Here is a 23,316-nt window from a genome sequence, read left to right as displayed (position 1 = left end):
CGGGAGGAAGGAAGGACAGGAGCATGATTGGAAGAATCAATGAAGCAAAGCCTTTTATCGCAAAGAAAAAGAACGGGAATCCTCTGCGGCGACTGCTCAGAGATTGGTCCTCCTGGATATTAATAGTGCCAACGGTGTTAGTCTTTTTCTTTTTTTCCTGGCAACCGCTCGTCAAGGGGATTGTGCTCTCTTTCTTCAACACCGAGGGTTATAATGCTGTAAGCTTTGCCGGACTGCAGAACTACAAGGATGTCATTCAGAATTCGGCATTTCAGCAGACACTGGTCAATTCATTTATGTATGTGATCTGGTCGCTGCTGATCGGCTTTGCCGTACCGATTGTAGTCGCTGTTGTGATTAATGAACTCCGACACGGGAAGTCCTTTTTCCGCTTCTCCGTCTTTTTTCCCAGTATGGTTCCCGGTATTGCGGCTTCCATGTTATGGATGTTCCTGTTTGAGCCCGGGCAGGGCGGTTTGCTGAACAGTATGCTGAGTGCCTTGGGCTTCCCGGTACAGCAATGGCTTCAGGACCCGAAGATGACCATAATGCTGATCATATTCACGATCACCTGGCGGAATTTCGGAGGGACGGTGCTGCTCTATCTGGCAAGCCTTCAGAGTATCAATCATGATCTGTATGAAGCAGCTTCGATCGACGGTGCCAATGTATGGCGGCGCTTCAGAAGCATTACCCTTCCGCAAATTTCCAGCATGATCGGACTGATGATGATTCTGCAGATCAGCGGGGTATTTCAGATCTTCAACGAACCGCTGGTCATGACCGAGGGCGGACCGAATAATGCTTCCATGACGCTGATGCTGCAAAGCTATTATTATGCATTCCGCAGTTTCGAGGCAGGCCATTCCATGGCGCTGGGGGTTATTACTTTTCTTGTCCTGATGGTGCTTACCGTTATTTATTTCAGGCTGGATAAGAAATTGAACAGGGAGTAGAAGCCATGAAAACCAATGAAGCTTACGGCATTATCGGCAATATTGAATACAGATCACCCTGGGTGCGCCTGCTGTACTGGAGCCTGTTCCTTCTGATGATTGCGCTCGCCGCCGTCTGTATCCTGCCTCCCGTCTGGATTATGGTCTCAAGCCTGAAGGACATTAAGGAGTTCTATGCGATTCCGCCTACCTTGATTCCCCGCACCTTTGATCTCAGCAAGCTGTGGGAGACCTGGCAGGAGTTCAATTTTCTCAGTTACTATCTGAATACCGCTTACCTGGCTGCCGGTTCTGTACTGTTCTGTCTTACCTTTAACGGGCTGGCCGGGTATTTCTTCTCCAAGCTGAAGCCGCGCGGGAGCGCGCTCTTGTTCGTTCTGATTGTATGGACGATGATGGTTCCGAATACGGTGGGCATGGTGCCGCTGTTCAAGAACTTGATTGATTTCCCGCTGCTGCATGTGAATCTGACCAATACCTTCTGGCCGATGTGGTTCATGGCGGCCGTGAATCCGGTGGTGATACTGATCTTCAAGAACTTCTTCGACTCCATTCCCCAGGCACTGCTGGAAGCGGCCAAGATCGACGGGGCGAGCACTATCGGCATCTTCATCCGGGTGATTCTTCCGCTCAGCGGCCCGGTTATGGCCACGATTACGATTCTTACGATGAATAGTGTATGGCAGGATTTCTTCTGGCCTTTCATGGTATTGAAGGATAAATCGACCTGGTCGGTCATTGTGGCTATCTATAATTTGAAAGCAACATTACCGCAGGACATTCAGTTTATTGCCCTGACGTTCGCCATCCTGCCGCCGATTGTGCTGTTTATTTTTTTCCAAAAGTACATCATGAACGGGCAAGCCTTCGGCGGGAGCATTAAAGGGTAATGTCACCCGATCACAAACCATTTCACAGTTTTGCCCCGTAGGGCGCTCTAAAGGACGCATGGTAAGATGATCTCAGCATTAAAGAAAGCGCTTTACAAAATGCGGAATTGCTATAAGAATAATTATAGGGGGAATTACATTGAGAATGGCACACCAGAAGAAACTAACCGCAACCCTGACGCTCACCCTGCTGCTTTCGGCCGGACTGGCTGGCTGCGGCGGCTCCAATGAAGGAAAAACAGGCGGAAGCGGAAATGCAGCAGCCGGCAAACAGGTAACGATTAAGGTCAGCAACTGGCCGAAGCCGAATGAGGAAGCCAAGATCGCCCAGTATGAACAGCTCATGGCGAAGATGAAAACCAATTATCCGAACATTACGGTGGACAAGGATGAATGGGGCTATGACGTCAGCTCATTCCTGCCCAAAGCGGCGAGCGGCCAGCTCCCAACGGTATATGAGACCTTTTTCACCGAAACCAGCAAAATCATTAAAGCTAATTACGCAGCGGATATCACGGACACGATGAAGAAGTATGGATATGACAAGGCCATTAACCCGGATCTTCTAAAAATGGTGACCAAGGACGGCAAGTATTACGGGATTCCGAAGGACGGTTATGTCATCGGCATGCTCTATAATGTGAATCTCTTCAAGGAAGCGGGCCTTCTGGATGACAAGGGGATTCCGAAGTTCCCTAAGACGTATGAGGAGCTGGCGGAAACGGCGCAGATCATCAAGCAAAAGACCGGCAAAGCCGGAATGTTCCTGCCGACGAAGAGCGGCCAGGGCGGCTGGATGTTCATGAACATTGCCTGGGCCTACGGTGCGGAATTCGAGAAGCAGGTTGACGGCAAATGGCAGGCGGTATTCAATTCTCCTGAGGCTGCCGCGGCGCTGCAATATGTGAAGGATCTGAAGTGGAAATACAATGTGCTGCCAGATAACAATCTGGTGGATGTCACCAATGACATGTTCCGTATGCTGGGAACTGATCAGGTTGCCATGAGCTTCGGCACCAACGACTGGCCTCCGGTCATCCAGCAGCAGACCAAGATGTCCAAGGACAATATTGCCATGTCAGCACTTCCTGTAGGTCCGATCGGAGAACCTGTTACCCTGCTGGGGGGCGGCCTGTATATGTTCTCGCCGAATGTAACCCCGGAGCAGATTGATGCCGGCTTCAAATGGCTGAAGACCTATGGGTTCACACCCGAATCCTCAGAGGAGGCTCTGACCGGCTGGGATATCGAGAAGAAGACACTCAGCGATCAGGGGCTGATCATCGGCCCTTACGGGCTGCGGATCTGGACCGATGAGAAGCGTATTGGGGAGGAACAGAAAATTCTCGACAAATACAACAACGTGAATCTGGACATGTTCCGTGATTATATGGACAACGGCAGTAAGGGGATGCGGGCGGAGGAGCCCATCAATGCCCAGGAATTGTATCAGAAGCTGGATGTCGTGCTGCAATCCGTGCTAACCGACAAGAATGCAGATCCGCAGAAGATCCTGGATAAGGCGGCGGAAGAATTCCAGCGGGATTATCTCGATAAAGTCAAATAAAATGCAGTCAAACACCGCCGTCCTTCTGAAGGGCGGCGATGCCGTTTATATGAAGGTGAAGGGAGATGCGGATAACATGGCGGCAAAAGAATGGGGAGACTGGAGCGCCCGCTGGATCTGGTTGCAGGAAGAGCAAGGCAATGCGGACAAGGATGCGCGGCATGAGCGGGTATATTTCCGCAGAGTGTTTGAGCTGCCAGCCGGTACAGGCAAGGCGTACAGTTTGAATATGGCGATTACCGGAGACAGCCGCTACAGGCTGTTCGTCAATGGCCAGCGCCAATGGGCGGGGCCTTGCAAGGGGCATGAACATGTACAATATTATGAGGAATTCAGCCTGGAGGGCATCCTGCAGCCGGGGATCAATGTAATTGCTGTTACAGTGGTTCATTATGCCGGGACCGCTCCCTTTGAAATGGGGGAAGATGGTCCTATATCTGTATGGCGTTCAGAGCAAGGCGGTCTGCTTGTAGAAGCGGAGATTACAGCGGACGGGCAGCTTGTGCAGGAACTGCCTACGGATACTTCCTGGAAAGGCATACGGGATCTCAGCTACCGGCTCCGCCCGTTCCCGATGATGCGCTGGATGGGCGGATTGGAAGAGGCCGCCGGGGACACGGCACTCCGGGACTGGACGCTGCCGGAATATGATGACAGTGCCTGGAGTGCTGCCCGGATAGTACAGCCGGTAAGGGATGACTACGGTCAACTGACCCCCTGGCAGCTGGCCCGGCGTCCGGTTCCGCTGCTGTATGAGCAGGAACAATTCTTCTGGAAGCTGATGCGCAGCAGCTGCGGGGAGGGAGAGGCCCTTTTCACGGCCGGGCATCGTCTGGAGCTGCGCGATGGAGCCAGCAGCACTGTCCCTTCTATTGCAGGGCCTGCTGCTGAAGGTGTACTTGTCCAGGCGGGACAGCAGCTCTGGCTGGAGCTGGATGTAGGCGAGCTGACCACAGGTTATCTGCAGCTTAAGCTCCAGGGCGGAGGAGGCAGTCTCATTACACTCCAATACGCAGAATGCTATGAAGAAGAGACAGGGGATGAGGAAGTCCGCCGCAAAGCCGTCCGCGATGAGATGAGGGAGCAGGTATTACGGGGCGGTTACGACAGCTACCGGCCAGCCGGTTACGGCACAGAAGACCAGCCCGAAGTTTATGAGCCGTTCTGGTTCCGTACCTTCCGTTACGTGCGGCTGGAGGTTCATGCCGGACATGAACCGCTGAGGATAACCGGAATCAACTACAGGGAGACCGGATATCCGCTCCAGCTGCAAGGGAGCTTTCACTGCTCGGATGAACGGTATAACCGTCTCTGGGAGCTGAGTGTACGGACGCTCAGCCGCTGTATGCACGAGACCTATGAGGACACTCCCTATTATGAACAGCTGCAATACACAATGGATACCAGGCTGATGATGGAATTTACGTACCTGCTGTCAGGAGACGACAGGCTGGCCCGCAGGGCCATGGAGGACTACAGAGCTTCGCAGCTGCCAAACGGGATGCTGCAAAGCCGCTATCCCTCAGTGCTGCCGCAGGTCATTCCGTCCTTCTCCCTGTACTGGATCGGAATGATTCATGACCACTACAGGGTCTTCAGGGATCTGACGCTGGTGAAGCATTACCGGACGGCCATGCTGTCCGTGCTGGACTGGTTCGATCAGCGCTTGACGCCGGAAGGACTGGTTGACCGGACTCCGCGCCAGTACTGGAATTATTACGACTGGGTAGAAGAATGGCCGCTTGGCGCTCCGGATTGCACGAATGAGGCACCTGCCACTCTGATGAGTCTAATGTATGCTTTTGCACTGGGACAAGCGGCCGAGCTGCTGGAAGCGAGCGGCTGGACACAGATTGCCGCAGAACTGCGCCAGCGCAAGGCCGCAGTCAACGCTGCGGTATTGGATAACTGCCGCCAAGCGGACGGTCCGCTCTTCCGCGACAGCCCGGAGGCAGGACCAGAGGTACAGCTCAGCCAGCACACGCAGGTCTGGGCAGTGCTTACCGGTACTGTGTCTGCTGCGGAGGGAGAGGCTCTGCTGCAAACGGTATTGACCGATACGTCAATGGCTAAGCTCTCGCTGCCGATGAGTTATTATCTGTTCCGCGCGCTGGAGCTTAGCGGAATGTATGACCGGTCTTACGGGCTATGGACACGCTGGATGAAGCAGCTGGAGCTGGGGCTGACCACACTTCCCGAGATCGACTCTGCGGATACCAGAAGCGACTGCCATGCCTGGAGCGCACTGCCGATTACTGAATTCACCAGAGGGATATTGGGGGTCCGTCAGGACATAGATGGCATCATTTTGCAGCCTCATTGCGGCGATCTACAGTACGCCAGCGGAGCCGTAAGCACAGAACAGGGGCTTATAACCGTGAGCTGGGAGATTACTACCGAGGAAGGAATCGAAGTGTTCCACATGGAAGCCGTCTGGACACCCGGCTCAGCCATTACTGTTATTCTGCCCAATGGAGAGGTTCAGAAGAGTGACATCGGCCGGATAGAGATCGACATTAGGGGCTTTAACTGCTAGTATAGCATCAGACTTTATACGGTAAATTGAATCAGTAAGCTCGAACCACCTACTATTATGTTCGGTTTTTCGATTACATTTGGCCTACGCGGCGCTCCCAGTCCAATTGTGATCGGTTTTTCGATTACATTCGGCTTACGCAGCGCTCCCAGTCCAATTGTGATCGGTTTTTCGATTACATTTGGCCTACGCAGCGCTCCCAGTCCAATTGTGATCGGTTTTTCGATTACATTCGGCTTACGCGGTGCACCCAGTCCAATTGTGATCGGTTTTTCGATTACATTCGGCTTACGCGGTGCACCCAGTCCAATTGTGATCGGTTTTTCTTCGCTCCAGCATAATGAGCACGATTTTTCGCATACATCTGGCTCAATGACTTCACTCTTATAGTCCTTCAGGCCTCATCGCGCCCACTCTACCTTTTTAAATCTGACTCTGCATTAGTATATGGTCAGATTTAAACTAGTGGCAGGCTTAATTGTACTTCGTACAACTAGAACGCCTGATTTCAAACCAATTATTCGTTTAGATGTATTTCGTACATTTAAATTATCACTGTACCTTGATTCTCACACCTTCGGGCTGATTTAGTTGCACAGACTACAGGTATACGCTGCTCTTATGCCTTATGGCTGGTTTTAATTGTACATTCTACAGCTATCGTTGAATTGGGTCTTATTTCAGCTTGATTTACTCTAACACCGGAAGGGGATGGGAAGCCCTATGTTCAGATCGTTCGGCCGCAACATCCGCCTGGTCCTGGTGTTGTTCATTACGGTCTATATCTCTGCTTCAAGCTTCATTCTGTACCGCAATATGGAGCACAGGAGCATGGATATGCTCAGGCAGCTGTCTGTCCAGTACACCGGCCAGCAGCATAAGAATACACTGCTGTTCATGAACTGGCTGGAAGAGACCTCCAAGCTGATTTCCAATAATCAGGTGGTGCAGCAAGCGCTGAAGAAACCAGCGTATGACGGGGCCATTTCCCCGATACTGGAAGGTATACGTTCTTCCAGCAGTGATATACTCGGCATTTACATTTGGGGTGAAGCAGGCGTGGCTTATTCTTCCAGCAATGTGTCGGGACTGCTCCCGTTCACCGAGATTAAGAAGGACCCGGGAATGCAGCAATTCCTGGGAGCTCATGAGCAGACCTTACGCTGGACAGTCCTGAACCGGGAACAACTGATGAATGCGCCTACGGATCTACGTGACCGTCTGCTGCTTGAAGTGAAAATTCAGGAAGCGGGAGGACGGGTCCTCGGTCTGCTCTCCCTTGAAGTGGAGATTGGCAAGCTGTACAGCTTCTACCTGTCAGACAAGAATTCGATCTACGGGGAAAATGAGGTCTACCTGCTGAAGGAGGACGGGAAGCTGCTGATGGCAGCGGACATGCCTCCGGTGCGCCTTCAGGAAATCGGAGCAGCGCTGGCTACACCGGGAAAGAGCAGCCTGAACGAAACGGACTTCATGGTGCGCGAAACAGCCGGTGGCCTAATTCTGCTCTACCCGCTGCCCGATTCGGCTGATCAGATTGTCACCTATATCTCTGCGGACGGCATGAAGGCAGAGCTCCAGGCGTTCAAATATATAATGCTGGCATTGAACATCGCAGTATTCATATTGTTCTGGCTGCTGATCTCTATGCTGAGCAACAGTATTGTGAATCCGTTGAACCAGCTGTACCTGAAGATCAATTCAACGATGAAGGAGTAGGCGACACAAAAGAAATCTAGCTTCGATCCAAGCACATGCAGTACGGCGAACCGTATCGCAAGTAGGGGTGAGTTTTTTGCTGACTTTTTCGTGCAGAAATTGCAAGGTATTCATTTTTCATTTCCGATAAAATAACCTTGAAGGGAGGGAATACGATGGATTGGTTGGACTAGGATGAATAGTGCCATGGAATATATCGAAACAAATCTAGTGGACGCTATTTCATTTGATGATAGTGATATCAAAACTTCCATTTTTCGAAACGTGAATTTGCTTACTTGCTCTGGCGAATAAGCTTATTGCGTTTTTCCATCTTCCTCCATGTTTTCACGCGGTAAATGAAATGTAATTATTGTCTGCCATTTGAGGAAGGAGGATAAATTCATGTTTACCTATATAGGAAATGGTGCGTATTGTTATTCCAATTCCACTTCCATGCTTCTTGACACTGTCGGGGAAAGAATACCCGCGGAATCTATTGAAGTCTTGTCTGGCGTTGGACTTGGAGCGCTCTGGTTCAAAGAGGACAACATGGTATTCTTTTCGAACGGAGTTCCACATATCGGAGTAAGCAAGGCACTGGATATACTGGGATTCACCATTACCGAACATTCAAGCATAGATAGTTCAAATATTGAAGGAATACTTACAACTGCAATCAAACAACATCCAGTATTGCTAGGACCGTTGGATATGGGTTATTTAAGATATATGCCTAATCATAGTTATCTACATGGCTGCGATCATTATGTGCTGGCTTTTGGGATAGAGAATGGAGTGGTTAGACTCCATGACCCTGCAGGATATCCTTATGCAATGCTTCCAATGGAAGACTTGATAAAAGCAAGTAAAACAAGTCATCTTCAATACCGATTGTATCCACATGATATGACCTATCATTACTGGTGTGCCCCCAAACGAGTTAAGCACCCGAGTCATCAGGAAATATGCGTTGAGGCTATCCGGTATTTCAGACAAGTTTATAACGATATAGAAAAACAATACTCGGAACGTAACTGGTTAATAGGAAGTGATGCCATAGCAGAGTTAAAGAGATATATTCTGGGTGGCGATATTAACCCTAGTTTGCTGGGTCATTTGACACATTTTGCGTTTCAGGTAGGGGCAAGACGTGCATTGAACTTTAGCGAATTCTTCCGAGGTGAGTATGGTGGTTTAGCCGAAATTAAGCTGTTGCAGTCAGAAGTGTATGGCAGGTGCCACTCGCTGGCGGTAAACAGTGATTGGCTTATGATAGGTGAAGCTTTAAGTCATTTAGCAGAGCTAGAAATTAAGTTTCAAGAAGCTATATTCACCTAAAACCAGAGGCATTTAAATTTTGAGAATCATGACGATCTACAAAGATAGTTGGAAAATATCTTTAAAAAAAGAGCCATCCTTTGCGGGATGGCTCTTAAACCTTGCCCCTTCAGCTATCGTGGTGAACCTTAACGCTGGGCAAGGTTCCCCCCTACCGAATAGGTACTGCTAAAACAACATGCAACAATTGATTCACTTTAAGGTGTTTCGTGATGCAGCCGCTATCCTCTAATAAATCAATGAGCTTGGGGAATTGGATATAATTCTCCTGAATAGCGAGCAGCATTTGGTCACTCGTCAGATGATGCAGGGCAAAACTCGAAACAATAAAATCAAATTTCCCGTCAAGGTACGGCAATGCCAGGAAATTGCCGCACTGCCCTGATATCATTTAGACAACTCCTTCTTCAAGCGGATGGTCACGGTGGTGCCTTGCCCGGGAGTGCTGGAGATGCTGAGTCCGTATTGGGGACCATATTCCAGCTTAATCCGTTCGTCCACATTACGCAGACCGTATCCGCTCTGGAACAGCACATCCTCTTTGGCCTGGCTGAGTGTGGCCCCATTTGCGAATCCGACGCCGTCATCGGTCACCGTGAACCGGATCTCTTCCCCCAGGAGCTCGCCCTTAATCCAGATCCGGCCTGCGCCGCGCTTCTCGCTGATGCCATGTTTGATCGCATTCTCGGCAATAGGCTGGAGAATCAGCTTCAATATGCGGACGCCTTGCAGAGATTCATCCATCTCATATTCAACTCCGAACTTATCCGGGAACCGCATTTGTTCGACCGTCACGAAGCTCTGCACCAGACGGATTTCCTCTTCGACCGTGACGAACTTGTCCCCTTTATGCAGGCTGATCCGAAAAAAGGTAGCCAGGGAGGAAATCAGCCGTTCAATGTCCGGCTGCTTCTTCAGCCGGGCAATCCAGGCAATCGCATCCAAGGTGTTGTATAGAAAATGAGGATTAATCTGCGATTGAAGCGCAGTTAGTTCGGCCTTGCGCTGCTTTTCCTTCTCCTCATCCTTCTCCAGCATCAATTGGCTGATCCGCTCCACCATTTGGTAATAGCTGTTCTCCAGTTGGCTAATCTCATCGACTTGTCCCCGCGGGTCATAGACAGCAGCCAGATCTTTTTTGCCAAAGAGCCCCAGCTTCTTCTTCAAATTCAGCAGCGGGCGGGTAATCTGTGCTGCCAGATAGAAGGACAGCAGTAGCAGTACAATGAAGGTTACACTGGCGAACAGGAGCGCATTGCGGTTGCCCTTGACGATTCCCGCAAACAGCTTGTGGCTGGAGATCACGCTGGTGAATTCCCAGCTGACCCCAAGGCTCGCCAGCCGGGGATTCAGCGGATAGGTCGCAATGATATAAGTGTTGCCATTCTCCGACCAGGTGCGGTAGCCTTCTTCCTTACCCGGACGAAGCGGGGCGCTCTCCTCCAGATAATTGCCCAGCAGCCGTTTGTCCGGATGGGAAACAATCCGGTTGCCGGACGTCAGGAAGGAGTAGCCGATGCCTGTGAAGCTGGAGGAATACAGCGCCGCCAAGGCCGACTCTCTGACATAAATAATCACGACACCGATATTCTGCCCCGTATTGAAGTTGCGGAACTGCTGTCCGAAGGGAATGTAGGCATTGCCTTCGCCATCGCGTTTGATCTCACCGACCACAGGCATACTGCTCTCCTGAATACGCTTGATGAACAGGGCCTCGGGTACCTCCAGCATCTGCTGCTTGGTCTGGTAAGAATAGAGCACATTGTCATTGGTATGGATGATAACATTGCCCGCCAGGTCATTATCGGCCAGCATATCGTCAATAATGGTTCCAATCCGCAATTCCTTGTCTGCCGCCGGGAGGTGGTCATTATTGATGATCTGATAGATATCACTGTTCACCAGAAACCGCAGGAACAGCATCTGGATGTCATCGGCCATCAGCTCCACGCTCAGTCCAATCTGGCGCTGCGTCTGAACGACATGGCGGTACAAGTCTTTTTGCAGATAGGTATAGGAGTAGAAATTGAAAATAACCAGCATCAGCACCAGATGCAGAGACAAGCCCGCTAACAGAACAATCACAATCCGGCCCTTGATCTTGAACCGCCGCAGCCGGGAGTTCATCCATTTCTCCAAATTCGGCTTAACCATAGGTTTTCGCATATTCACTTGGCGGGATACCGGTCATTTTTTTGAAGATCTGGCTGAAATACTTGGAATCGGTAAAGCCGACCTGATTGCCCACCTCATAGACCCGGTACATCGGATTACGCAGCATACGCTTGGCTTCCTCGATGCGGTATTCCGTCAGACACTCGTAGAAGGTCTTATTCAGATCCTTGCGGAACAGATGCATCAGATGGGTCGGACTCACGAATACCGCCGAAGCGACCCGCTCAACGGTAATATTCCCGGCATAATGCTCCCGGATAAAAGCGAGCGCTTCCCTGATTTCACGCCGGCAGCGCATCCCGGCCTCTTCCTCGGCATAGAGCACGCGTTCAACACCAGTTAAGGCACGCTGTGCGGCAAGTACAGCCTGCCGGTACGAGTCTGCGATTCTGTGCCAATCTCCTTCAGGCTTGCCAATACCAATACTTAGCGGCTGCCCGAAGTGCTGCTGGCTCCATTCGGACAGCTGTTTGCCCAAGCTGCGGGCAGCATCACCGGCAGTCAGGATATCTCTGGTTCTGAGTACCATAACCCACTCCAGATGGCTGTCCCTGAAGAGGCAGAGCTGCTCCAGAGAATGCGCTTCCACGAAGTCCGCTGCGGCATCCTCCAGTGCTCCCGTTGCCTCGGCCGTCCGCTCCATGCCATTGTCGGGAGGGAAGGCGAGAGATAGAGGCATGACAGCCTCTCCAGGTGCGAGCTCCAGGTTCAACAGCTTCAGCTTACCGGCAACAAATGCCTCATCCTGCAATTGGCCGTGCAGCAGATCCTGCCAGAATTGCTTGGAGATCGAAGCGATTTCCCCGTTCAGCTGGGAATACCGCTTGGAATGCAGCTTCTTCTCCAGAATTTCTGTGCCGACACAGCGTACCGTATCTGCGAGTTCTTCTATATTAATGGGCTTCAGCAAATAAGTGGAAGCTCCATAACGGAGAGCTGCTTGCGCATATTGAAATTCATCATAACCGCTAAGGACGACAATTCCCACCAGCATGTCCTGTTCGCGGATTTGCTCTATAAGCTCCAGACCATTCATGAACGGCATGCGGATATCCGTAATAATCACATCCGGGCGGTGCTGGAGGGCGAGCTCCAGGCCTTCTTCGCCATTGCTGGCTTCTCCAATGATCTCAACGCCGTATTCTGCCCAATCTATAGTTTGTGTGATGCCCATACGTACCAGGTATTCGTCATCGACTACAAGCGCTTTCAACATTAGCTTTCACCCCGTAGTAGTTTTCTGTGTCTTACAGTCAGTATAAACATGAATTGTCTTTTAGAGTAGCCGTAAATAATCAGGTGGTCAGGATCGCAAACCGTTTCATAGGATTCTATCCTAACTTTCGTAAAATACACTGTGATAGACTTTAAGCGTGAATAAGCAGTAAGCGCTTTTATAGATGAAAGACTATCGAAATTGAACGCTGTAGGAGGAGTTACTTCATGCAAGATCCATTTATTCCATTCGGGTTTCAATATTACCGTTCCCCAACCCCCTTCAAGGACCAATGGGAACAAGACCTCGGCAATATAGCCGGGCAGGGGTTCAATTGTGTGAAGTATTGGGTGCAGTGGCGGTCCAGCGTCTCCAGGGAAGGGACATTCGTGTTCGATGATATTCAGGAGTTGATGGATATAGCTCACCGGAATGGATTGAAGGTCATTTTGAATGTGATTTTCGATGTGGCTCCGGCCTGGTTTTATAGAAAATATCCTGATTCCAAAATGGTCACAGCTGACGGTTCCATTCTGGAGCCAAGAGCGATTAACTGCCGCCAGATTGGCGGAGCACCCGGACCTTGCTATCATCATGCGCCAGCCGCTGCGGAGAAAGCACGCTTTCTGGAGGAGACCGTCAAGGCCTTCAAAGATCATCCGGCGCTCTGGGTATGGGATTTGTGGAATGAGCCGGAGCTGACCACGGGGATTAAGCGTGAGCTGTCTTTTGACAACCAGGTCTGTTATTGCAAGCATTCGATTCCGGCATTTCATGACTGGCTGATCCATAAATATGGTTCTCTGGAAGCACTCAACGAATCGTGGCAGCGGACTTACGGGAACTGGGAGGAAGTGGAGGCACCGCGGGGCCAAGGCGTCTTCAACGATCTGATAGATTGGCGGCTGTTCATGTCGGACACCCTGACGGAGGAGCTGCGGAGCCGGGTACAAGTGGTGAAGTCGCTGGATGTGCAGCATCCGGTTATGGCTCATACGGTACCTGCGCCAATCTTCAATATGATTACGGCCGGTTCGGATGACTTCAAGCTGGCAGAGCCCTGTGATCTGACAGGCAACAGCCTGGGGTCTTCGGCGTGGTCGGCTGATCTGCTGATCTCGGCTGCCAAGGGCAAACCGATTATTAACTCGGAAATTCACGCGCTGCCGGGCAATACAGCGATGAAGCCGCGCCAGCCGGATCTTCTGGAGATGAAACGGCATATTCTGACCCCGCTTGCCCGCGGCATCACCGGATATCTGTTCTGGCAATACAGGCCAGAGATATTGGGTCAGGAAGCTCCGGCCTGGGGCAGTGTCTATCTGGACGGCAGCACTACGCCCTGGTACAAGGACATGGCACAGCTTAACAAGCTGGTACAGGACAACAAGCGGGAGCTGATGCTGGCCAAACGCCGCGGGGACGGGATTGCCATTCTGTTCAGCCCGGAGAATCAGATTGCCAACTTCGCAGCGCATGATCATCTGGATACCTACAACGACTCCATACAAGGCGCCCATAAGCTGCTGCATGAGCTTAATTATAAAGTAGAGTTCCTGCATGAGTCTGATGTTACAGAGGAGTCACTGAAGCCATACCGCTGCCTGTGGATGCCTTATCCGCTCTACCTGAGCCGCAAATTGTGCGCCATCCTGCGTGTGTGGGTGGAGAACGGCGGAATTCTGATCTCGGAATGCTCCTTCGGTGCTCTTCAGGCAGAGAATGGCTGTCACAGCTATAACGTTCCGGGATACGGATTCGATCAAGTGTTCGGCGTCCGCGAGACCTGGATTCACTCTGCCGAGAATCTGGATCACAGCTATCATCAGGTTGCCTTCGAATCCCGGACGGCGATTCCGCTGCAGAATGTGATGGGGCATAGCGGGGAAGAAGAGCCTACCGCTAGCGATCTGGCTCATGGCTCCTATTACAAATCGGATATCGGGCTGGAAGAACATGTGAAGGTGCTGGCCCAATTTACCGAAGACATCATGCCTGCCTTAACCTGCGCCGATTACGGCACAGGACGCGCTGTATGGTTAGGCACTTTGCTTGCGGCTGCCTATTGGAAGGATGAGCATCCCGGTACGCTTCAGCTGGTACGGGATCTGCTGCAGCAGGAGCTGAAGCTGGAGACTTATGTGCAGGCAAGCGGTAAAGTCCGTGCGGATCTGTCCGAATGGGGCGAAGGACCGGACCGGGGCGCATTTCTATATGTGCACAATGAAGGGCAAGAAGAGACCACGACTGAAATTAAGCTGCGTGCTGTGTATACCTCAGCCGAACCCTGGTTCACCGTCGGCCACGCGGAAATTCGGCCGACGGACAGGAAGGAGCCTGCAACAACCCGCCTGACTGTACAGATGCAAGCCGGGGATATTCAGGTATTCCGCTTAACTTAGGGCGGCAGAGGTACTGCCAGATATTATAGAGCCGGCCGGTGCGATCCGGCTTAAGGAGTGTATTGGTATGAAGTTATTAGATTATGTGAATCCCCTGCAGGGAACAGAATCGGATTTCCGGTATTCCAACGGCAACACATTGCCGCTTACAGCGATGCCGTTCGGTATGGCAGCCTGGTGCCCGCAAACTCATGAAGCGGGCGGCACCTGGTTCTTCCATCCCCGTCACCGCCACCTGGAGGGCATCCGCCTGACCCATCAGCCCAGTCCCTGGATTGGGGACTATGGACATCTGACGCTATTGCCGCAGAGCGGGCCGCTGCTGCTCAGCCCTAGCGCACGCTCCTCCTCCTTCAAACCGGGGGAGATGCAGGTCTCCCCCCACTATTTCAGTGTACACTTGCAGCGTTACCGGACCCGGCTGGAGCTGACGCCCACCGAACGCTGTGCAGCGCTGAGAATAACTTATGATGAGCCGCACCAGAACAGGCTGATTATAGCGCCGCTGAAGGGGGAGTCACATTTTGTCTTTCAGCCGGAGATGCGCAGAATTACCGGCTATACCAGAGGCCATACCGCCGGGGTACCCGATAACTTCGCCATGTATTTCGTCTTCCAGTTCGATACAGACCTGATCATGGAGGAGTCGGGAATCTTCGATGGAGAGTATCAGCCGTTAGGGACGTATGAGGGAACCGGAGAACGGCTGGGTGCCTATGCAGGATTAGCCCTGCCGGAATCCGGCGTAGCAGGGGTCAAGTGCGGCACCTCCTTCATCAGCGGGGAGCAGGCTCTGTTGAATCTGGAACGGGAGATTGGTGAATGCAGCTTCGGGGAGATCTTAAGTACAGCAGAGGCAAGCTGGGAGGAACGGCTCAGCCGGATTACGGTAGAAAGCGCAGATGAAGAGAATCTCCGCACCTTTTACAGCTGCATGTACAGGGTCTGCCTGTTCCCCAGAACATGGCATGAATATAACGAGCATAGCGAACAGATTCATTACAGTCCATTTAACGGCAGCATTTGCCAAGGTCCAATGTATTCAGATATCGGTCTGTGGGATGTATACCGTACGAGCCTCCCGCTGTACAGCGTTCTGTTCCCAGCTTTGTTGGGCGAGATTATGCAGGCGTGGACGCTGGCTTATGAAGAGAACGGCTGGCTGCCGAAGTGGCTGTCTCCGGGTGAACGCAGTGCGATGCCCGGGACACTGATTGATGCGGCGGCTGCGGATGTCATTGTCAAGGGAATCGGGGGCTTCGATGCGGAGCTGCTGTATGAAGGCCTGCTGAAGCACGCAGACCATCCGGCTGCGGATGAGAGACTGGGCAGACGCGGAATTGAATTATATTTACAGTACGGCTATCTGCCTCATGACCGGTTCCAAGAAAGTGTAAGCAATACACTCGATTATGTGTACGGGGATTTCTGTATTGCCCAGATTGCCAGAACACTTGGCAAGATGGATGACTATGAGCGCTTCATGAGCCGTGCGCAGAATTACAAGCGGTTATTTGATCCGGAAGTCGGATTCATGAGAGGCCGTAACGAGGACGGGACCTGGCAAGAGGCCTTTGATCCTCTGCAATGGGGCGATCCCTTCTGTGAGGGCGGTGCCTGGCAGGGGAGCTGGGCGGTCCCCCATGACTTCCCGGGGCTGGCCGGACTGATGGGCGGAGAGCAGGCATTCGTCCGCAAGCTGGACCAGCTAATGGCTGAAGAACCGGTATTCAAAGTAGGCTCCTATGGACAGGAAATTCATGAAATGTCGGAGATGGCTTCGGCCGGACTCGGGCAATTTGCCATCAGCAATCAGCCCAGCTTCCACATCCCTTATCTATTCTCCAGACTCGGGTCGTTGCCCACAACACAGTACTGGGTCCGCAAAACGATGGCCGGACAGTTCAGCAGCAGGATGGACGGGTTGCCCGGCGATGAGGATAACGGCAGCATGGGGGCTTGGTATATTTGGAGTGCCCTCGGCCTGTATCCGCTCAGTCCCGGAATTCCTGAGTACGTACTCGGCAGCCCCCTGTTTGACAAGGTTACCATCCAGCTTGACAACGGGCGGCAATGGGTCATTGAAGCGGAGAACAATAGTCCCGCCAATGTTTATAGTGCATCGGTTCACTGGAACGGTAAGCCATGGGAGCATCACTCCTTGCCGCATGACGAGATTATGAGAGGCGGAGTCTTAAGCTTCAATATGGTTCCGGGGCCTGCCCCGCTATAAGAACCAGTCAAGGCAGTCCGGATCTTCCAGGCTGCCTTTGTTCTACCTTATAGACCCTTCCAGCTAAGGAAGGAAGAACCAGACACTGCTGTCAAATCGTGAAATGGCAAACCATTTCGCAGGTTTCACACCTGTCTTTTCATGAGCAATCTGTCTAATATCGAAGGTGTTGAAAGCGCTTAACAGAAAAGCGGGGAGGAGAGATCAACCCATGGCTCAAAGGTTTCATTCCAAAAGGAAAGTGCTCGCCACTGTTCTGGCTGCATTGATCGCCGGAAGCCTGATAATGATTGGAGCAATGAGCACGGCAACGCCCGATAAAGCAGCTCCGCTTCTGATCGTCAATGGTCAGGAGGCCACCACCGCTGAGTTCAACTGGCATCTTCAGCTGAACCGGGCGCTTACTGCCGATTACTTCATGCAGACTTATAATGCCGGTTATTCGGAGGACTTCTGGTTGACCGATTATTCCGGCGAGATTCCGCTGCAACGATGGATCAGGGACGCTCAGACTCAGCTATTGACCAAGCAAGCAGAGCTGCAGCTTGCAGAGGAAGCTGGAGTGATATCAGACATCAGCTTTGAGGCATTCCTGATTGGAATGGAGCGCGAAAATATACGGCGGAGTCAGGCGGCAGTGAACAAGGAGGTGGTGTATGGTCCTAAGCATCTGGATGGACAGGCTTACTACAGCTATTACATGAGCAATCTTGAGGATGCAACGATTGATGCGATGCGCCGTAATGGCTCTATCGTCATCACTGCTGAACAGGAGAGACTGGAATATGAAGCCAATCTGGCTGCGAAATATTCCAGGAAGGGAACTATCCGTCTGGAATGGGTTACGCTGCCCTACGGACCGGAATCCGAATACAAAGATCAGAGCCGGGCCATGGACAGAATGAAAGACCTCCAGGCAGCAGTACTAGCCGGAACAGAATCGACCGGAACCGAACTTACCGGAACAACGCTCCGTGAACAGGCGGACAAGCTTGGAGTCTATGCCCGCGAGCTAACCGTTACCAGCACCTCACGGCGGACAGCAGCGCTGGAGAGTCCAATGGTGTTACTTGCTGCGGAGCAGCTTGCACAGGGACAGATGAGTAGCTTGTTTGCGGAGAACGGGGCTGTCCACCTCCTGTACTGCCTGTCCGAAGCTGAGCCGGAAGCTCTGCCGTTCGATCAGGTAAAGGATAAGATTGCACAGGATCTGGCACAGCAGAAGTTCAGAGCTCTTGTGGATCATAAGCGGTCCGAAGTCGTCGTGGAATGGAATAACCAGATGGCTGAGGATCTGGCACGGCAGGCGATTCAATAACAATCTAAGGAGGAATTACGCAATAATGTTGAAAAAACTGACAATAACCATACTTGCGCTGGTGATGATCTGCACAGCGCTGCTCCCCGCAATGGGCGTCTCAGCCCATACTGAAGAGACGGTGACCAATGAATTCACGGCCCTTCCGGCAGCGGAGTTACGCTCGGAGAATTGGGTGATTGACAGCAGCAACCCTCAGTTCTTCAGCGGAGATGCTGAAAGAATGGTCAGGACCTCAATGGATGCCGGATATGCAGTCTATCCAATGACAGGGATCCAGTCGTTCTCGCTTCAAACGTATTATTTCTCCGGCTCAACCGCCTTAGTGAAGTTCTACGGTTCAGCGGATGCGGCAGACTGGACGGAGCTTCCGGCCGTCAATGACAGCCCGGCGGCGACCGGTTCGGGCTGGTACGGAACCCTGTATACACCGTCAGGAGCACTTCCGGATAATGTAAATTACCTCAAAATTGAAGTCAGCGGCGATCTCGATACCTGGATGACGCAACTCGGAAGCCTTAATCTCTCCAATGTATCCTTAGCTCCGCTAACGTTGAACGATGAGCTGGACGATGTCTCACAGCTCTCCGCATACAGCGATAACTGGACCATGGATACAAGCAATCCCGATTATTTTGGCGGAGATGCTTCCCGGGCGGTAAGAACGGCCGAATCTGCTGAATTTATCGTATACCATCTGCATAACCTGCAGTCCTTCAAAGCCCGCCTGCATTCCTTTGCCGGCTCCAGCGGGAGCATCAAGTTCTACGGTTCGGCGGATGCCTCAGCCTGGGCGGAGCTGCCCGCTGTTCAAGATGCTCCCCAGTCCACGGGTGACGGAGCTTGGACAGGAAGCAATTATACGCCTGCAGCGGTTATTCCACCAGGGATTCATTATCTGAAAATCGAACTAACAGGCGATTCCGCTCCCTGGCAGATGCAGCTAGGCTCTGTCTCCTTATCCAATAGAGTGCAGGGAGGCGGCGGAAGCAGTGGCGGAGACGGAGATTATTATGTCGATGCACTGACTGGCAGCGACAGTAATGACGGGCGAACACCGGAGACGGCGTGGAAGACCTTTACTGTAGTCAATCAGACTACCTTTGAGGCTGGGGACCGGATTTTGCTGAAGAAGGGCGGCATCTGGAATGAACAATTATATCCCAAAGGCAGTGGAACGGACGAGAAACTGATCACTATCGGTGCATACGGCACCGGAAGCAAGCCGGTTATTAATGGCGGTGGTATGGCCGGCGGGGCCGTATATTTACGCAATGCCTCGAATTGGATGATCCAGGATCTGGAGGTTACCAACTACGCCTCCGAGAGAGGGACGGTCTACCGCGAAGGTATTATGGTAGAGAACGCCAATGGAGGAATCTTAAGAAATATACACATTAAGGATAACTATGTGCATGATGTATCCAGCAGCTTCCGCTATCCTACCGTATCCGGGGCTGAAGGAGGTCCACATGCGTTCGGCGGCATCTCTGTATATGTCGGAGGAACAACGGGTACAGACAAGTTCGACGGGGTATGGATCGAAGGCAACACGGTGGAACGGATCGGGCGTACCGGGATTGTGGTATGGGATCAGCGGTTCAACGGAACGGATTATGCTACGGTCAATGTAACCATCCGCGGGAACTATGTCAAGCAGGCGGACAGTGACGGTATTCTCACCTTTGGTGTGAATGGGGGATTGATTGAACATAACATTGCAGAGGAAGGGGGGAACTATTCCGAGGAAGGTGAATTTAACGGCTCCGCCGCGATCTGGCCGACCCGGGGCAGGAATAACGTTGTACAGTTCAATGAGTCCTTCAACACGAACAAGCCGGAAGGCGACGGCCAGGGCTTCAATCTGGATATTGATACCATAGACAGTGTGGTTCAATATAATTACAGCCATGGCAACAAAGGCGGATTTATGCTTTTCGTCGATGCGCGTTTGACTCCGGGGGTGCTGACAGGCTCCTCTAACAATGTGGTGCGCTACAATATCAGCCAAAATGATCTGACGCACACCTTCAACTTCGCGGGCGGGGTTACGCCGGATACACAAATCTATAATAATACAATCTATATCGGAGCAGGGCAGAACACCAGAATTATCGACCATGAATGGGATGACGGCGGCAATATCAACGCTCCCTATTCCTTCAAGAATAATCTGGTCTACAACCTTGGACAGGGAGGATATAATCTGCCGGGAGTGAACGGCACCTTCGATCATAATCTGCTGTATGGCAACCATCCTGCAAGTGAGCCGGAGAATGCTAATTCCATCACAGCGAATCCTCTGCTTGTCGCCCAAGGCAGCGGCGGTACCGGCTGGAACACGGTGGACGGCTATAAGCTGAGAGACAACTCGCCTGCACTCGGGGCCGGAGCTGTTATTGCCGACAATGGTGGACTGGATTACTGGGGCAATGCCGTGTCAGCGGATGCTCCGCCGAATATCGGAGCGTATAACGGTCCCGGACTTGATCCGGCAACGCTGCCTGAAGCACCCATAGATGATCTGCGGCTGTATTATGAAGGCCTGAAGATTGTCCCGCATATTAAGGACGGAAGCGGCGGCGGGATATCGCTTCAGCTTCAATTCACGAACAGCTCGGCCGCAGACCCTCTGGTCATTAAGAAGATTACCTGGTCTATCGGTGAAGGCAAAGAGCAGATTACCGGCAGCGAATCGAAGTTGCCTGAGATCGCACCGGGCAGCAAATCCCCTTATTCCATTCCACTGCCGGGATTCTCTGAAGGCGTGAAGTATCCTTTGGAGTTGACCGTTGATCTGGAGGGTTACGAGGATGTCCACGTGAAGCGGAATATAGATATTAACCGGATGCCGAATCAGTCGGACACAGGCAGACCGGCGCTGATTGATCTTGCGGACGGAACGCCCCTAATGACGGATTACAACGGTGTTGATGATCTCAGTGGAACCACGCAGCTGCGCTGGGATAAAGATCAGTTGTATTTGACAGCCGATATCCGTGATGATGTATTCACTCATAAGGCTTCCGGGATTAATATCTGGCAGAATGACAGCATCCAGTTCAGCCTTGCTCCCGGTGTACCGGGAGACAGCCAGTCCTGGTATGAATACGGGATCTCTCAGACGCCGGAGGGTCCGCAGATTTACCGCTGGTTGTCCATGAAAGGGGCAGCAACGGGAATATTGACCACCGGAACGCTCAAGGTGACCAGAGATGAGCAGAATAAGGTAACCTCCTATGCCCTGGCACTGCCCTGGAGCGAAGTCAGCCCGGTCCGGCCAGCGGCGGGTGAAGTGTTGAGCTTCTCGATGCTGGTCAATGATAATGACGGAGCAGGCCGCAAGGGTTATATCGAATGGGGCTCAGGCATTGGCGGTGTGAAGGACCCGACTCTCTTCCGCACCTTTCAGTTGATGAATACCGGCGGGGAAGAAGAGCCAGAGCTGAGCAGCAATGCCGATTTGAGCCGGTTGAGTATTGACGGTACAGATATCTCAGGGTTCGGGCAGGATAAGCTGAATTACACCATCAACCTTCCCTTTTCCAAGACTGAGGTGAATGTAACGGGGACTCCTGCTCATGCCGGGGCCACAGTGACAGTAACAGGCGGGAGCGGGCTTCAGGTAGGAGACAACAGGATTGATGTCAAAGTGACTGCTGCCGACGGAACTACTTCCAAGACTTACACCGTAAATGCGGTTCGGAGCGGGGACAACGCGGGGACGGATACGCCTGAACCTACGCCCGGCAGCAATAACGGCAACAATAATAATAACAGCGGTGGAAGCAGTGAAGGTACTCCCGGCACAGTAGGTGGTGAGATCATTACTCATTCACCGGGACTCCTTCAGGTACAAGCTGAACCGGGAGCCGATGGAATCATTCACGCGCAGCTTCGGGACGGAGAGATCCGGCAAGCCATGGATGGTGTGCAGAGCGGAGCACTGGTGCTTAAGCTGGCAGCAGAGAATGCTATGACCAAAGGAAGTGCTTTTCAACTACCGGTTAAAGAGCTGAAGGATCATGTAACCTCGCTGACCATACAAGCTGGCGGAGTGACCTTAACGATTCCCGTGGCTTCTCTGGTAGATAGTATTCCTGAGGGTTCCCAAAAGCTGGAGCTTTCCGTTCATGTTGCAGATGCTTCACAGCAGCCAGCGGACATGAATAAGCAATGGACAACGTATTCCTTACACCGGGTCTCTCTGACCGTGGACGGACAGCAAATAGAAAGAATACGCGGGTCTGCATCCATGAAGGTATCCGTTGCACACAACTTGAAGCCGGGAGAAGCGTCGCATCAAGCTATCGCCTATTCCGTCACTGGTGGAGGGCAAACCGAAGTAATTAAGAATTCTAAATATGTAGCAGGGGCAGGCGGCATTACACTTACAACACCGAATTTTGGCCTCTATGGCACTGCCAATGCAGGGGTTCACTTCTCCGATACGGACTCTAGTAACTCCATCATCCTGGAGGCATTGGCTGCCCGTGGCCTGGTTCGCGGTACAGGGGAGGGCAAATATGAACCTGACCGGCAGATCACCAGGGCAGAATTCATTCAACTGCTGGTATCCGCACTGGAGCTTCAAGGAGGGAATAACCAAGGGAAGTTCAAGGATGTCACTCCAGGTGCCTGGTACTACCAAGCCGTTACTACGGCTCAGGCTTTAGGTGTTGTTAACGGGCGGAGCGAGGACTTCTTCGGTGCAATGGAGCCGGTTACCCGCCAGGAGATCGCTGTTATGCTGTTCCGCGCTATGCGTCTGAACGGACCGCAGCCGGAGGCTTCCAGCACTGCCGCGGCCTTTACGGATCACAAGCAAATCGGAGCGTACGCTCTGGAAGCAGTTAACTATCTGCGGCAGACCGGTATCATCAAGGGCTATGGTGACGGTACTTACAAACCGCAGGGTTTGACCACGCGTGAAGAGGCTGCAGCGGTAATTTACAGAATCATGGGATTGTGATTTCATTCTAGT

At 52.1% G+C, this 23,316-nt stretch carries 13 protein-coding genes; 10 read left to right on the top strand and 3 right to left on the bottom strand.

Features of this window, described 5'->3' with window-relative positions; translation table 11 throughout:
• Positions 1-23: 23 nt before the first annotated feature.
• The 6 genes from MKY64_RS11220 (at position 24) to MKY64_RS11195 (ending at position 8,988) form a co-directional block, all read left to right on the top strand.
• Positions 24-956 (top strand): carbohydrate ABC transporter permease, encoded by a 933-nt coding sequence (locus MKY64_RS11220; protein ID WP_081751282.1) that lies wholly within the window; start codon positions 24-26, stop codon positions 954-956.
• A 5-nt stretch (positions 957-961) separates the two neighbouring features.
• Positions 962-1,846, top strand: a complete 885-nt coding sequence (locus MKY64_RS11215; protein ID WP_340952997.1) for a carbohydrate ABC transporter permease — start codon at positions 962-964, stop codon at positions 1,844-1,846.
• 139 nt (positions 1,847-1,985) lie between these two features.
• Positions 1,986-3,413, top strand: a complete 1,428-nt coding sequence (locus MKY64_RS11210) for an ABC transporter substrate-binding protein (protein ID WP_340952996.1) — start codon at positions 1,986-1,988, stop codon at positions 3,411-3,413.
• A gap of 76 nt (positions 3,414-3,489) precedes the next feature.
• Entirely contained in the window at positions 3,490-5,949 is a 2,460-nt protein-coding gene (locus MKY64_RS11205; RefSeq protein WP_340952994.1) for a family 78 glycoside hydrolase catalytic domain, read from the top strand.
• Between the two features lie 723 nt (positions 5,950-6,672).
• The gene (locus MKY64_RS11200) at positions 6,673-7,668 is read left to right on the top strand and encodes a hypothetical protein (RefSeq protein WP_036726111.1); all 996 of its coding nucleotides are present in this window, start codon (positions 6,673-6,675) and stop codon (positions 7,666-7,668) included.
• Positions 7,669-8,052: 384 nt separating this feature from the next.
• A complete protein-coding gene (locus MKY64_RS11195; protein ID WP_209870697.1) occupies positions 8,053-8,988 on the top strand; it encodes a hypothetical protein in 936 nt (311 codons plus the stop codon).
• Between the two features lie 151 nt (positions 8,989-9,139).
• On the opposite strand, the gene MKY64_RS11190 is transcribed toward MKY64_RS11195, so the two are convergent.
• The 3 genes from MKY64_RS11190 to MKY64_RS11180 are packed head-to-tail and all read right to left on the bottom strand — an operon-like array spanning position 9,140 to position 12,379.
• Positions 9,140-9,379, bottom strand: coding sequence for a class I SAM-dependent methyltransferase (locus MKY64_RS11190; RefSeq protein ID WP_036726115.1), 240 nt, complete (start codon positions 9,377-9,379; stop codon positions 9,140-9,142).
• Complete coding sequence (locus MKY64_RS11185) at positions 9,376-11,115, bottom strand: cache domain-containing sensor histidine kinase (RefSeq protein ID WP_076075565.1); 1,740 nt, start codon at positions 11,113-11,115, stop codon at positions 9,376-9,378. The genes MKY64_RS11190 and MKY64_RS11185 overlap by 4 nt, the downstream gene beginning before the upstream one ends.
• A gap of 19 nt (positions 11,116-11,134) precedes the next feature.
• Complete coding sequence (locus MKY64_RS11180; protein WP_340952991.1) at positions 11,135-12,379, bottom strand: response regulator; 1,245 nt, start codon at positions 12,377-12,379, stop codon at positions 11,135-11,137.
• Positions 12,380-12,606: 227 nt separating this feature from the next.
• Between MKY64_RS11180 and MKY64_RS11175 the strand changes: the two genes are divergently transcribed.
• The 4 genes from MKY64_RS11175 (at position 12,607) to MKY64_RS11160 (ending at position 23,304) form a co-directional block, all read left to right on the top strand.
• Entirely contained in the window at positions 12,607-14,781 is a 2,175-nt protein-coding gene (locus MKY64_RS11175) for a beta-galactosidase (protein ID WP_340952989.1), read from the top strand.
• A 67-nt stretch (positions 14,782-14,848) separates the two neighbouring features.
• Positions 14,849-17,014: a GH92 family glycosyl hydrolase gene (locus MKY64_RS11170; RefSeq protein ID WP_340952986.1), complete on the top strand. Its 2,166-nt coding sequence runs from the start codon at positions 14,849-14,851 to the stop codon at positions 17,012-17,014.
• Positions 17,015-17,225: 211 nt separating this feature from the next.
• Entirely contained in the window at positions 17,226-18,332 is a 1,107-nt protein-coding gene (locus tag MKY64_RS11165) for a peptidylprolyl isomerase (protein ID WP_340952984.1), read from the top strand.
• 25 nt (positions 18,333-18,357) lie between these two features.
• Complete coding sequence (locus tag MKY64_RS11160; RefSeq protein WP_340952982.1) at positions 18,358-23,304, top strand: S-layer homology domain-containing protein; 4,947 nt, start codon at positions 18,358-18,360, stop codon at positions 23,302-23,304.
• The last annotated feature ends 12 nt before the right edge of the window (positions 23,305-23,316 follow it).

Origin of the sequence: Paenibacillus sp. FSL R7-0210, from assembly GCF_038009085.1 — a bacterium.
Lineage (GTDB): Bacteria > Bacillota > Bacilli > Paenibacillales > Paenibacillaceae > Paenibacillus_AQ > Paenibacillus_AQ silagei.
This window is presented reverse-complemented; position numbering and strand designations above follow the sequence as displayed.